This is a genomic window from Oerskovia sp. 140933 (assembly GCF_059651515.1).
This window is the reverse complement of record NZ_JAMXIO010000014.1, coordinates 90,584-103,598: the sequence shown is the minus strand read 5'-3', so window position 1 is coordinate 103,598 and position 13,015 is coordinate 90,584. Positions and strand designations below refer to the sequence as shown.

Here is a 13,015-nt window from a genome sequence, read left to right as displayed (position 1 = left end):
GCCGATGGTACTGCCCTGGAGACGGGGTGGGAGAGTAGGTCGCCGCCGGACAACCATTCACCAAAGGCCCACCCCTCACGGGGTGGGCCTTTGGCATACCCCCAACACCCCACAGCCCCAGCACCCACCCGTGCCGGGGCCTTCCCGTCCCCGGACACACCCGCTCGGTCACCGGAGACCCAGGAGCCGACCTCAGGGCACTCCCTCCACGACCCGGTTCGGAGCCACCCGCGCCGCATCCGTCCCACGGACCTGCCCTCGACGACCCGTCGGACGACGGGCCGGCACGGCCCCGGTGAGCGTCGTCGTCGGGCACTAGACTGGCCACCATGTCCACCATCTCCCGTGATGAGGTCGCGCGCGTCGCCGTGCTGGCCCGCATCGACCTCCGGCCCGAGGAGCTCGACCGCCTCGCCGGCGAGCTCGACGTGATCGTCGATGCGATCGCCCAGGTGAGCGAGGTCGCCACTCCTGACGTCCCCGCCACGAGCCACCCGCTCCCGCTGACCAACGTCTTCCGAGACGACGTCCCCGTGCCGCCCCTGCCCGTCGAGGACGTCCTCGCCGCAGCACCGGCCAGCGAAGACGGACGCTTCAGCGTCCCGCAGATCCTCGGGGAGGAATGATGACGAACGACCTGACGCGGCTGAGTGCCGCGGACCTCGCCGCGCACCTGGTGTCCGGGGAGGTGAGCAGCGTCGAGGCGACGCAGGCCCACCTCGACCGCATCGGCGACGTGGACCCCGCGGTCCACGCGTTCCTGCACGTGAGCACCGAGGACGCCCTCGCGACGGCCCGTGACGTCGACTCGCGCCGCGCTGCGGGCGAGGACCTGCACCCCCTGGCGGGCGTCCCGATCGCCGTCAAGGACGTCGTGGTGACCAAGGGGCTGCCGACGACCGCAGGCTCCAAGATCCTCGAGGGCTGGATCCCCCCGTACGACGCGACGCTCGTCGAGCGCATCCGCGCCGCGGGCCTGCCGATCCTCGGCAAGACGAACATGGACGAGTTCGCGATGGGCTCCTCGACCGAGCACTCCGCGTACGGCAACACGCACAACCCGTGGGACCTCGACCGGATCCCCGGCGGATCGGGCGGTGGCTCGGCCGCGGCCGTCGCCGCGTACGAGGCCCCGCTCGCGATCGGCACGGACACCGGTGGCTCGATCCGCCAGCCCGGGGCCGTGACCGGCACGGTCGGCGTCAAGCCCACCTACGGCGGCGTGTCCCGCTACGGCCTCATCGCCATGGCGTCCTCGCTCGACCAGGCGGGCCCCGTGACGCGGACCGTCCTCGACTCGGCGCTCCTGCACGAGCTCATCGGCGGCCACGACCCGCGCGACTCGACCTCGATCAACGAGGACCTGCCGCTGCTCGTCGACGCCGCCCGCCAGGGCGCGATCGGCGACCTGCGCGGACTGCGCGTCGGCGTGGTCTCCGAGCTCTCGGGAGAGGGCTACCAGGAGGGCGTGAGCGCACGCTTCACGGAGTCGCTCGACCTGCTGAGGTCGCTCGGCGCCGAGATCATCGAGGTCTCGTGCCCGCACTTCAAGTACGCGCTCGGCGCCTACTACCTGATCATGCCGAGCGAGGCGTCCAGCAACCTCGCCAAGTTCGACGGCATGCGCTTCGGCCTGCGCGTCGAACCCGAGGACGGCCCCGTCACGGCCGAGCGCGTCATGGCCGCGACCCGAGGCCAGGGGTTCGGCGACGAGGTCAAGCGCCGCATCATCCTCGGCACCTACGCCCTGTCGGCGGGCTACTACGACGCCTACTACGGCAGCGCGCAGAAGGTCCGCACGCTCATCCAGCGGGACTTCGACGCAGCGTTCGCCCAGGCGGACGTCCTGGTCTCCCCGACGGCCCCGACGACGGCCTTCAAGTTCGGCGAGAAGCTCGACGACCCGCTCGCGATGTACCTCAACGACGTCGCGACGATCCCCGCGAACCTCGCGGGCGTCCCGGGCATGTCGCTGCCGAACGGTCTGTCGGACGACGGCCTGCCCGTCGGCTTCCAGATCCTCGCGCCGGCCAAGGCCGACGACCGTCTGTACCGCGTGGGTGCCGCCCTCGAGGCCGCCCTGGAGAACACGTGGGGCGGGCCCCTGCTGGCCAAGGCCCCGGAGCTGGAGGTCGCGCGATGAGCGCACACGCAACCGTGGACCTGGTCGACTACGACGAGGCCGTCCGCCGCTACGACCCGGTCATCGGGATCGAGGTGCACGTCGAGCTCGGCACCCGGACCAAGATGTTCTGCGCGGCCGAGGTCGAGTTCGGCGGGGAGCCCAACACGCAGGTGACCCCGGTGAGCCTCGGACTGCCGGGTGCGCTGCCCGTGGTCAACGGCAAGGCCGTCGAGTACGCGATCAAGATCGGGCTCGCGCTCAACTGCCAGATCGCCGAGTCCTGCCGCTTCGCCCGGAAGAACTACTTCTACCCGGACGTGCCCAAGAACTTCCAGACGTCGCAGTACGACGAGCCCATCGCGTTCGACGGCTACCTGGACGTCGAGCTCGAGGACGGCTCGATCTTCCGCGTCGACATCGAGCGCGCGCACATGGAGGAGGACGCCGGCAAGAACACCCACGTGGGTGGGGCGACCGGTCGTATCCACGGTGCCGAGTACTCGCTCGTGGACTACAACCGCGCGGGCATCCCGCTCGTGGAGATCGTCACGCGCCCCATCACGGGCGCGGGTGAGCGCGCCCCGGAGGTCGCTCGCGCGTACGTCCAGACGCTGCGAGACATCTTCCGTGCCCTCGACGTGTCGGAGGCACGCATGGAGCGCGGGAACGTCCGCGCCGACGTGAACCTGTCGCTGCGGGCGACCCCCGAGTCGCCCCTGGGCACGCGCACCGAGACCAAGAACGTGAACTCGTTCCGCTCGATCGAGCGCGCGGTCCGCTACGAGGTCTCGCGCCAGGCCGCCGTCCTCGACGAGGGCGGCACGGTCATCCAGGAGACGCGTCACTGGCACGAGGACACCTCGATCACGACCGCCGGTCGCGTGAAGTCCGACGCCGAGGACTACCGCTACTTCCCGGAGCCGGACCTGGTGCCGGTCGCCCCGAGCCGTGACTGGGTCGAGCAGATCCGTGCCACGCTGCCGGAGCTCCCCGTGGCCCGTCGCAACCGCCTGCAGCGGGAGTGGGGCTACGCGGACGCCGAGATGCGGGACGTCGTGAACGCCGGAGCGCTCGACCTGATCGAGGCCACGGTCGCTGCCGGCGCGAGCCCCGCGGCCGCGCGCAAGTGGTGGATGGGCGAGCTCGCCCGCTACGCCAAGACGAGCGAGACCGAGCTCGCGGAGATCGCGGTCACCCCGACGCAGATCGCTCAGCTCCAGGCCCTCGTGGACTCGGGTCGCATCAACGACAAGCTGGCCCGCCAGGTCCTCGAGGGTGTCCTCGCGGGCGAGGGCGACCCGGAGGCCGTGGTCGTGGCCCGCGGGCTCGAGGTCGTGTCGGACGACGGCGCGCTCCTCGAGGCGATCGACGCGGCCCTCGCGGCGCAGCCCGACATCGTCGAGAAGGTCCGCTCGGGCAACCTGGGGCCGATCGGTGCGATCATCGGCGCCGTCATGAAGGCCACCCGGGGCCAGGCCGACGCCGGGCGCGTCCGCGAGCTGGTCATCGAGCGGATCGGCTGAGCCGTGCCCCGGAGCACAAGGGAGGTGGCCGCGTGACGCGCGGACCCGAGCTCTTCGGAGAGATGGTGCGGCTGCGGCCAATCGAGGCTCGCGACGCCGAGCGCATGTGGGAGTCGGTGCAGGACCCGGAGTCGAACCGGCTCACGGGGACCACGGCAGAGTTCACGCGCGAGCAGATCGACGAGTGGGCCGCGACGGTCAGCGACCGTGAGGGCCGCTACGACTGGGCCATCACGTCGGCGGCGCAGCGCGACGGTCAGCTCGTGAGCGACGAGATGTTCGGGGAGATCGTCCTCAACGACATCGACGACCACGCGCTCTCGGCCAACCTCCGCCTGGTCCTGCTCTCGAATTACCGGGGGCGCGGCTACGGGCGTGAGGCCATCTTCGAGGTGCTGCGCTTCGCGTTCGACCACCCCGAGGGGCCGCACCTGCACCGCGTGAGCCTCGACGTGCTCAGCATCAACCCGCGGGCGCGCATGCTCTACGAGTCGTTGGGCTTCCGTGAGGAGGGTCGGCTCCGGGACGCGTTCCGGGACGGCGACGGCTGGGCGGACGCGATCGTGATGAGCATCCTCGAGGACGAGTTCCGCGCGGGGCTCTGAATCGGGTGCCCCAGCGGCTTGTCAGGACGGGCGTGACCTCCGGGTCGCGCCCGTCCTGCCGTCACCGGGCGCGGTCGACGGGCCCTCAGCCGCGTCCGCGCGCGAAGTCCTCGAGCGACGCCTTGCGCTCGACCGCGTGGTCCACGACCCGCTCGGGATACCCGGGAGCACCACCGGGGACCTTCCACGGCTCGTGCACGGCCTTGCCGGTGATGCCGCGCAGCTCGGGTACCCACTCGCGCACGTAGGCCCCGTCTGGGTCGAACTTCAGGCCCTGCGTGACGGGGTTGAAGATGCGGAAGTAGGGTGCGGCGTCGCGCCCGGTCCCCGCGACCCACTGCCAGTTGAGCTGGTTCTGCGACACGTCGCCGTCGACGAGGTGGGCCATGAAGTGCTCGGCCCCGCGCTGCCAGCGCACGTGCAGGTCCTTGACGAGGAACGACGCGACGAGCATCCGGACGCGGTTGTGCATCCACCCGGTGGCGAGGAGCTGGCGCATCCCGGCGTCGACCATGGGGTAGCCCGTGCGGCCCTCGCGCCACGCGGCGAGCAGCGCGTCCTCGGTCCGGCCCGTGGCCCAGGCGTCGTCGGGGACCACGGTCCGCAGCGAGCGCCGGGCGGCTCCGGGGTGGTGGAACAGGACGTCGGCGTGGAACTCGCGCCACGCGAGCTCCGAGCGGTAGGTCGCGGCGGACTCCTCCGGCACGGACCCCGAGCGCACGGCCGCCGCGAGGTCCGCGAGCAGCGTCCGCGGGTGGATCTCACCCCACTTGAGCGCGGGCGACAGGTACGACGTCCCGGCGAGGTCCGGTCGGTCGCGGTCTGTCGGGTAGTCCGCGAGCCCGTCCGCGAGGAAGGCGTGCCAGCGGTCGTGGGCCGCGGCCTCGCCGGCCGCAGGCAGGCGTGCTCCCGTCCGAGGCGAGTCCGGGAGGCCGTCGGACGCGAGGGCGGCCCACGCGACGTCGTCGGGCAGGGGAGCGGGGGAGCGCCAGCCGTGCTCGAGCCACGCCGTGCGGAACGGCGTGAAGACCTGGAACGGCGTCCCGCCCCGGGTGAGGACCCGCCCGGGCGCGACCGCGTAGGGCGACCCCGTGCGGCGCAGGCCCACACCGTCGGCGGCGAGGAGCTCCTCGACCGCGTCGTCGCGACGACGCCCGTACGGCTCGTAGCTCGCGGCGGCGTGGACCGACCGCGCCCCGGTCTCGGCGCACACCGCCGGCACGACCGTGCGCGGGTCGCCGTGGCGCACCACGAGCCGGCCGCCCGTCGCGCCGTGCAGCGCCCGCAGGCTCCGTGCCAGGTACGCCTGCCGCACGGGCCCGGCCGACGCCCACAGCGCGGGGTCCAGGACGTACAGCCCGACGACGTCGCCCCCCGTCGTGCGCGCCTCGCCCACGGCCTCGGCGAGGGCCGGGTTGTCGGTCAGGCGCAGGTCGCGGCGGAACCACAGGACGGTCGGCACGGAGGAAGGCATCCGACCACGCTAGCCGGGCCGCGGTGGTGACGTCCGCCACGACCACCCGGATTGGCCCGACCAACCGGCCGGTGGGAAAATACGATCCATGAGCGGTAACGACGAGCGACCCGTCCAGCCCGACCTCCCGGACCCACGGCTCGAGTCCGAGACGGCGCCCCCGACGCGCACCGTCCCCCGTGATCGCGCATTCTTCGGGCACCCCATCGGGCTGATGACGCTGTTCACCACCGAGCTGTGGGAGCGGTTCAGCTACTACGGGATGCGGGCCATCCTCCTGTTCTACCTGACGGACACCGTCGCCAACGGTGGCCTGGCCCTCGACGAGGTGACCGGGCTCGCCCTGGTCTCGATCTACGGCACGGGCGTCTACCTGCTGTCGGTCGTGGGCGGCTGGCTCGCCGACCGGATGATCGGCTCCCGCCGTTCGGTGCTCTACGGCGGGATCATCATCGCGGCGGGACACGTCGCGCTGACGATCCCCGGGGCGGGCTTCTCGATGCTCGGCATCGCGCTCGTGGCCCTCGGCACGGGTCTGCTCAAGCCCAACGTGTCGTCCATGGTGGGCGAGCTGTACTCGCGCGACGACCCGCGCCGCGACTCGGCGTTCTCGATCTTCTACATGGGCATCAACCTGGGCTCGCTCGTCTCGCCGATCATCGTCGGGTTCGTCAACCGGATGTGGGGCTACCACGCGGGCTTCGCGGTCGCGGCGGTCGGCATGGCGATCGCGCTCGTGTTCTTCGTCGCAGGACGCAAGTACCTGGGCGGGGCCGGGGACTCGGTCCCGAACCCGCTCACGCGCGAGGAGTACCCCAAGCTCGCGCGTCTGGGCCTGTTCATCCTCGCGGGCATCGCCGTCGCGGGGCTGCTCGCCTGGGCCGTGTCCGGGGCGTTCGGGATCTCGACGTTCATCGACACCCTGTCCTACATCGCGTTCGCTGCCCCCATCGCGTACTTCCTGGTCATGTTCCGCTCGCCCAAGGTCACGGCACCCGAGCGGTCCCGGCTCACCGCGTACATCCCGCTGTTCGTCGCGGCGATGCTGTTCTTCATGATCTTCGAGCAGGCGGCCACGACGCTGTCGAGCTTCGCGAAGAACCGGACCGAGCTCTCCTTCTTCGGCATCGCGATCGAGCCCGCGTTCTTCCAGTCCGTGAACCCGTTCTCGATCGTGATCCTGGCGCCGGTGTTCGCCTGGATCTGGGTCAAGACCAAGGACCGTCCGCCGACAGCCGTGAAGTTCGCGATGGGCCTCACGCTCGCCGCGCTCTCGTTCCTGTGGCTCTCCGGCGCGTCGGCGATCTTCGCGGACGAGAAGGCGCCCGCCTGGGTCCTGGTCTCGGTGTACGTCATCCAGACGCTCGGCGAGCTGTGCCTGTCGCCCGTGGGGCTGGCCGCGACGACGCTGCTCGCGCCGCGGGCCTTCCGGAGCCAGGCCATGGCGCTGTGGTTCCTGGCCCCGGCGGCCGGGCAGGCGATCACGGCCCAGATCGTGCAGGTCACGGAGGGCGCCTCGGACACCGCGTACTTCGGTGTCGTGGGGGCCATCACGATGGCCTTCGCGCTCGTCCTGTTCGCGCTCGCGCCGTGGGTCACGCGTCACATCCGCCACGCGGACGAGCAGGAGGCGGTGGCCGCGACGTCCTGACCCCGCGGGCACGCGGCTGCCCGACGACGCCACGCGCCCGGGTGCAGCGATGCACCCGGGCGCGGGGCGCCGTCGGGACGGGACGTCAGCGCATCCAGCCCGGGACACCGACGCGCGCGGCGAGGCCGCCCAGGCCGAACGTCTCGCCCGCGCGGGTCAGCGCCACGACGATCACGACGAGAGCCGTCACGACGTGGTCCTCGACGATCGGGTTGTTCGACCCCGCGGCCAGGGGCCAGGTCGTGGCCCACAGCATCGCCATGAGGAGCGTGCCCGAGACCGCGGCGACCCGGGTCCCGACGCCCAGCAGCAGCGCGAGCCCCGTGGCGCCCATGCCCAGCATGAAGAGCCAGTCGGTCGCCGGTCCGGCCAGGGCGCCGAAGGTCCCGGCCAGCGGCCCCTCGAGCGAGGAGAGGTACCCCTGCGTGGGCGAGCCCCCGTTGAGCCAGGCCCGCTCGGACGGCGTCGCGTAGCCCAGGCCCAGCGTCTTGTCGAGCACGGGCCACAGGAAGACGATCGAGACCGCGATGCGCAGGAGCGCGAGAGCTCCGCGCGCCGCGGCGCTCGTGACGACCCGGGGGCGCGTCGTGTCGTCGGGGGCGGCCACCCCGGTCTCGGAGGTGCGGGCGGGGTCGGTCGCGGTGGCGCGCGGGTTCCGGCTCGGAAGTGCGGTGGCGTGGCTCATGGTCTGGTCTCCCTGATCGATGGTGGCCCGTGCGGTGCGGGCGACGGACGCCGGGGGCACCGGGGGCGTGGTTCGAGGACTGGCGGCGAGGGCTGCGAGCGCCCCCGCGGTCGGCGAGGACCGGCAGGCGACGGGCGTGCACGGGCATGTCCTCGGCACGTCTCGGCGGGCATCTGCGCTGCCGGGGCAGCCGTGCCAACCTCCCACCCGGGTGAAGCGGCCCGCAACACTTTGAGCGAATTGACGGGTTTTCCCGTATCGGGGGTGCTACGTAGGGGGAACCCCCGTACGCAGCGCCGTGGGAGCGCTGCCCCGGCGGGGACCACGAGCCGGACGACCGACGTCCCACGCACGGGGCGGGCGTAGTGTGTCCGAGCGGTCACCTCCCAGGCCGCAGCACCACGTGAAGGAGCTGAACCGCCATGAGTCGCCCCCTGCGCTCTCGGACGTCCACCCACGGCCGCAACATGTCCGGTGCCCGCGCGCTCTGGCGCGCCACCGGCATGGGCTCGGAGGACTTCGGCAAGCCGATCATCGCGATCGCGAACTCGTACACGCAGTTCGTACCGGGCCACGTCCACCTCAAGGACATGGGCGACCTGGTCGCGTCGGCGATCCGCGAGGCCGGCGGCGTCTCCAAGGAGTTCAACACCATCGCGGTCGACGACGGCATCGCGATGGGCCACGCGGGCATGCTCTACTCGCTGCCCAGCCGTGACCTCATCGCGGACTCGGTCGAGTACATGGTCAACGCGCACTGCGCCGACGCGCTCGTGTGCATCTCCAACTGCGACAAGATCACGCCCGGCATGCTCAACGCCGCGCTGCGCCTCGACATCCCCGTCATCTTCGTGTCGGGCGGCCCCATGGAGGCCGGCAAGGTCGTCGTCGCCGACGGCGTGGCCTCCACGCGCCTGAACCTCGTCAACGCGATCAACTACGCCGCGGACGACAACGTCAGCGACGAGGCCCTCGCGCAGGTCGAGGAGGCCGCGTGCCCCACGTGCGGCTCGTGCTCTGGCATGTTCACCGCGAACTCGATGAACTGCCTCACCGAGGCCCTGGGCCTGTCGCTGCCCGGCAACGGCTCGACCCTCGCGACGCACTCCGCCCGCCGTGAGCTGTTCCTCGAGGCCGGCCGGACCATCGTCGACCTCGCGCGCCGGTACTACGACGAGGAGGACGACTCGGCCGCGCCGCGCAACATCGCGACCAAGGCCGCGTTCGCCAACGCCATGACGCTCGACGTCGCGATGGGCGGCTCGACCAACACGGTCCTGCACGTCCTCGCGGCCGCCCAGGAAGGCGAGATCGACTTCGACCTGACGGACATCGAGCGCATCAGCCGCCAGGTCCCCTGCCTGTCCAAGGTCGCGCCGAACCACCCCGACTTCCACATGGAGGACGTCCACCGCGCGGGCGGCATCCCCGCGCTGCTGGGCGAGCTCGACCGCGCCGGGCTCCTGGACCACGACGTGACGTCGGTGCACACCCCCACCCTGCGCGAGTGGCTCGACGACTGGGACGTCCGTGGCGGCAAGGCCACCGAGCGGGCCGTCGAGCTGTTCCACGCGGCCCCCGGCGGCGTGCGCACGACGCAGGCGTTCTCCACCTCGAACCGCTGGGACCACCTCGACACCGACGCCGCGAACGGCTGCATCCGTGACCTCGAGAACGCGTACACGGTCGAGGGCGGCCTGGCCGTGCTGCGCGGCAACCTCGCCGAGGACGGCGCCGTCTTCAAGACCGCCGGCGTCGACCCCGACGTCTTCCACTTCGTCGGCACGGCCCTCGTGTGCGAGTCGCAGGACGAGGCCGTCGAGAAGATCCTCACCAAGCAGGTCCAGCCCGGTCACGTCGTCGTCGTGCGCTACGAGGGGCCCGCGGGCGGGCCCGGCATGCAGGAGATGCTCTACCCGACGTCCTTCATCAAGGGCCGCGGCCTGGGCAAGGTCTGCGCGCTCATCACCGACGGCCGCTTCTCCGGCGGCTCGAGCGGCATCTCGGTGGGCCACGTGTCCCCGGAGGCCGCAGCGGGCGGCGTGATCGGCCTGGTCGAGGACGGCGATGAGATCGAGATCGACGTCGACACGCGACTCATCCGGATCAACGTCTCCGACGAGGTCCTCGCCGAGCGCCGCGCCAAGATGGAGGCGCGCGAGAACCCGTGGCAGCCCGTCGACCGCGACCGCTACGTGTCCCCGGCCCTCCAGGCCTACGCCGCGATGGCGACGTCCGCCGACCGCGGCGCGGTGCGCGACGTGTCGCTGCTCAAGCGGCGCTGAGCCCGCCACCTGCCCGACGACGGGCCCGCACCCGCCACGGGTGCGGGCCCGTCGCCGTCGGGGCCGGTCAGCGGCGGGCGGGGCAGGGGAGGTCGCGCGTCAGCACTGCTCCTCGGACTGCTCCGTGATGACCCACGACGTCCCTGCGGGAGCCATCACGGCCGTGCCGCAGTCCCCTCCCGCGTAGGCGACGGCCAGGACCGTCGCGTCGGGGCGCTCCTCCCGGACCGTGACCTCGACCTCCGCCACGTCGCCGACGGCCGCGTAGAGCCCGGCCGTCGTCGTGGTCATCGACGCGCAGTCCGTGATGCCGGGCCAGCCCTGCGCCGTCATCTCCGCGACCATCCGGTCGACGAGCGCCGGAGCCAGGTACCCGCAGGCGGTCTCCACGTCAGGCGCACGGCTCGCGGCGAGCCACGCACGGAAGGCGTCCTCCGGCGACGTGCCCGTGACGGCGCCGGGCGACGGCACGGCGGGGGCCGGCTCGCCGGGCGTCCCCCCACCGGGGGAGCCCGAGGCTCCCGGTGCGGGCACGGAGGCCGACGGTGCAGGGGCCGCCCCGCCGCCCGCGGTCCCGGTGCCGGTGCCGGTGCCGGTGCAGCCCACGAGGGCCACGAGCAGGAGGGGGAGCAGACCGACGGCCCGCCGCCAGCGGGCCGCGAGGGCGTGAGGGCGGGCGTCGGCAGGTGAACGGTGCGGCGTCGTTGCAGTCACGCGGGCATCCTGCCACACGCCCTCGCCGCGCCCGCCGGGCGTCTTGTGGCCCGCCGCACCGCGTGAGGAGATACTCGGGTATGGCCAGCGACGACATCGACATCAAGCCCCGCTCCCGCACCGTGACCGACGGCATCGAGGCCACGGCCTCGCGCGGGATGCTCCGCGCCGTCGGGATGGGGGACGAGGACTGGGGCAAGCCCCAGATCGGCATCGCGAGCTCGTGGAACGAGATCACGCCGTGCAACCTGTCGCTCGACCGGCTCGCGCAGGGGGCCAAGGAGGGCGTGCACGCGGGCGGCGGGTACCCGCTGCAGTTCGGCACGATCTCGGTGTCAGACGGCATCTCGATGGGGCACGAGGGCATGCACTTCTCGCTCGTGTCCCGCGACGTCATCGCGGACTCGGTCGAGACCGTCATGCAGGCCGAGCGGCTCGACGGGTCCGTGCTGCTGGCCGGCTGCGACAAGTCGCTGCCCGGCATGCTCATGGCCGCCGCCCGCCTCGACCTCGCGAGCGTGTTCCTCTACGCGGGCTCGATCATGCCCGGCTGGGTCAAGCTCGAGGACGGCACCGAGAAGGACGTCACGCTCATCGACGCGTTCGAGGCCGTCGGGGCGTGCTCGCGCGGACTCATGAGCAAGGGGGACCTGGACCGCATCGAGCGGGCCATCTGCCCGGGCGAGGGTGCGTGCGGCGGCATGTACACCGCGAACACCATGGCGTCGGTCGCCGAGGCCATGGGTATGTCGTTGCCCGGCTCGGCCGCCCCGCCCTCCGCGGACCGCCGCCGCGACAACTTCGCGCACCGCTCGGGCGAGGCCGTCGTCGAGCTGCTGCGCCGCGGCATCACGGCGCGCGACATCATGACCAAGGAGGCGTTCGAGAACGCTATCGCCGTGGTCATGGCGTTCGGCGGCTCGACCAACGCGGTCCTGCACCTGCTCGCGATCGCGCACGAGGCCGAGGTCGAGCTGACGCTCGCCGACTTCGACCGGGTGGCCGCGAGGGTCCCGCACCTGGGCGACCTCAAGCCGTTCGGCCGGTACGTCATGAACGACGTCGACCGCATCGGCGGCGTGCCCGTGGTCATGAAGGCGCTGCTCGACGCGGGGCTGATCCACGGCGACGCCCTGACGGTCACGGGCCGGACGGTCAGTGAGAACCTCGCGGACCTGGCGCCGCCCGACCCCGACGGCAAGATCCTGCGCGCGCTCGACAACCCCATCCACCGCACGGGCGGCATCACGATCCTCGGCGGCTCGCTCGCCCCCGAGGGGGCCGTCGTGAAGTCCGCGGGCTTCGACTCCGACGTGTTCGAGGGCACCGCCCGCGTGTTCGAGCGCGAGCGCGCGGCCCTCGACGCCCTCGAGGACGGGACCATCACGGACGGCGACGTCGTCGTCATCCGGTACGAGGGCCCCAAGGGCGGGCCGGGCATGCGCGAGATGCTCGCGATCACGGGAGCCATCAAGGGGGCCGGGCTCGGCAAGACCGTGCTGCTCCTGACCGACGGGCGCTTCTCGGGCGGGACGACCGGGCTGTGCGTGGGGCACGTGGCTCCGGAGGCCGTCGACGCGGGCCCCATCGCGTTCGTGCGCGACGGCGACCGCATCCGCCTCGACGTCGCGCGCAAGACGCTCGACCTGCTGGTCGAGGAGGCCGAGATCGAGGCCCGCCGTGCCGGCTGGGCTCCCCTCGCCCCCACGTTCACCCGGGGAGTCCTCGCCAAGTACGCCAAGCTCGTGCAGTCGGCCTCGCGCGGCGCGATCCTCGAGTAGGGGGTCACGCGCGGGGTGGTGGTCGTCCCGACGGGCAGAACGGCCTCGACCCCGTGCTCGGCACCAGCGGTCGCGAGTGCTGGCGACGTGCACCGGGCTGCGGGATAGTGGTCGGGGGCCCGTCGGCCCTCGATCGACCTCGGTTCCCCGATCCCTCACCCGGAGCAGCAGC

General features: G+C 72.3%; 10 protein-coding genes. 7 read left to right on the top strand and 3 right to left on the bottom strand.

Annotation, left to right across the window (positions count from 1 at the left end; genetic code table 11):
• Positions 1-329: 329 nt before the first annotated feature.
• From gatC to NHG27_RS09660, 4 genes are read left to right on the top strand one after another with little or no spacing between them, the layout of a single operon-like run.
• Positions 330-626 (top strand): Asp-tRNA(Asn)/Glu-tRNA(Gln) amidotransferase subunit GatC, encoded by a 297-nt coding sequence (gene gatC, locus NHG27_RS09675; protein ID WP_030152198.1) that lies wholly within the window; start codon positions 330-332, stop codon positions 624-626.
• A complete protein-coding gene (gatA, locus tag NHG27_RS09670; protein ID WP_193719535.1) occupies positions 626-2,143 on the top strand; it encodes an Asp-tRNA(Asn)/Glu-tRNA(Gln) amidotransferase subunit GatA in 1,518 nt (505 codons plus the stop codon). Before gatC ends, gatA begins: the two co-directional genes overlap by 1 nt.
• Positions 2,140-3,648 carry an Asp-tRNA(Asn)/Glu-tRNA(Gln) amidotransferase subunit GatB gene (gatB, locus tag NHG27_RS09665; RefSeq protein ID WP_193719536.1) on the top strand — a complete coding sequence of 503 codons (1,509 nt, stop codon included), beginning with the start codon at positions 2,140-2,142 and terminating at the stop codon, positions 3,646-3,648. Before gatA ends, gatB begins: the two co-directional genes overlap by 4 nt.
• A 32-nt stretch (positions 3,649-3,680) precedes the next feature.
• Positions 3,681-4,253, top strand: a complete 573-nt coding sequence (locus NHG27_RS09660; protein WP_321575345.1) for a GNAT family N-acetyltransferase — start codon at positions 3,681-3,683, stop codon at positions 4,251-4,253.
• An 85-nt stretch (positions 4,254-4,338) separates the two neighbouring features.
• Here the strand turns inward: NHG27_RS09660 and NHG27_RS09655 are convergent, their stop codons facing one another.
• A complete protein-coding gene (locus NHG27_RS09655; protein WP_497016164.1) occupies positions 4,339-5,715 on the bottom strand; it encodes a cryptochrome/photolyase family protein in 1,377 nt (458 codons plus the stop codon).
• Between the two features lie 100 nt (positions 5,716-5,815).
• Here NHG27_RS09655 and NHG27_RS09650 point away from each other — a divergent pair, with 100 nt between their 5' ends.
• The gene (locus NHG27_RS09650) at positions 5,816-7,378 is read left to right on the top strand and encodes a peptide MFS transporter (RefSeq protein WP_193719537.1); all 1,563 of its coding nucleotides are present in this window, start codon (positions 5,816-5,818) and stop codon (positions 7,376-7,378) included.
• 85 nt (positions 7,379-7,463) lie between these two features.
• Here NHG27_RS09650 and NHG27_RS09645 read toward each other — a convergent pair whose 3' ends face one another.
• A complete protein-coding gene (locus NHG27_RS09645; protein WP_227748374.1) occupies positions 7,464-8,063 on the bottom strand; it encodes a DoxX family protein in 600 nt (199 codons plus the stop codon).
• A 422-nt stretch (positions 8,064-8,485) separates the two neighbouring features.
• On the opposite strand from NHG27_RS09645, the gene ilvD (NHG27_RS09640) reads away from it, so the two are divergent.
• Positions 8,486-10,348 (top strand): dihydroxy-acid dehydratase, encoded by a 1,863-nt coding sequence (gene ilvD, locus NHG27_RS09640; RefSeq protein ID WP_193719538.1) that lies wholly within the window; start codon positions 8,486-8,488, stop codon positions 10,346-10,348.
• A 99-nt stretch (positions 10,349-10,447) separates the two neighbouring features.
• On the opposite strand, the gene NHG27_RS09635 is transcribed toward ilvD (NHG27_RS09640), so the two are convergent.
• Positions 10,448-11,062 (bottom strand): hypothetical protein, encoded by a 615-nt coding sequence (locus tag NHG27_RS09635; RefSeq protein ID WP_497016159.1) that lies wholly within the window; start codon positions 11,060-11,062, stop codon positions 10,448-10,450.
• An 80-nt stretch (positions 11,063-11,142) separates the two neighbouring features.
• On the opposite strand from NHG27_RS09635, the gene ilvD (NHG27_RS09630) reads away from it, so the two are divergent.
• Positions 11,143-12,843: a dihydroxy-acid dehydratase gene (ilvD, locus tag NHG27_RS09630; RefSeq protein ID WP_497016158.1), complete on the top strand. Its 1,701-nt coding sequence runs from the start codon at positions 11,143-11,145 to the stop codon at positions 12,841-12,843.
• Positions 12,844-13,015 lie beyond the last annotated feature (172 nt).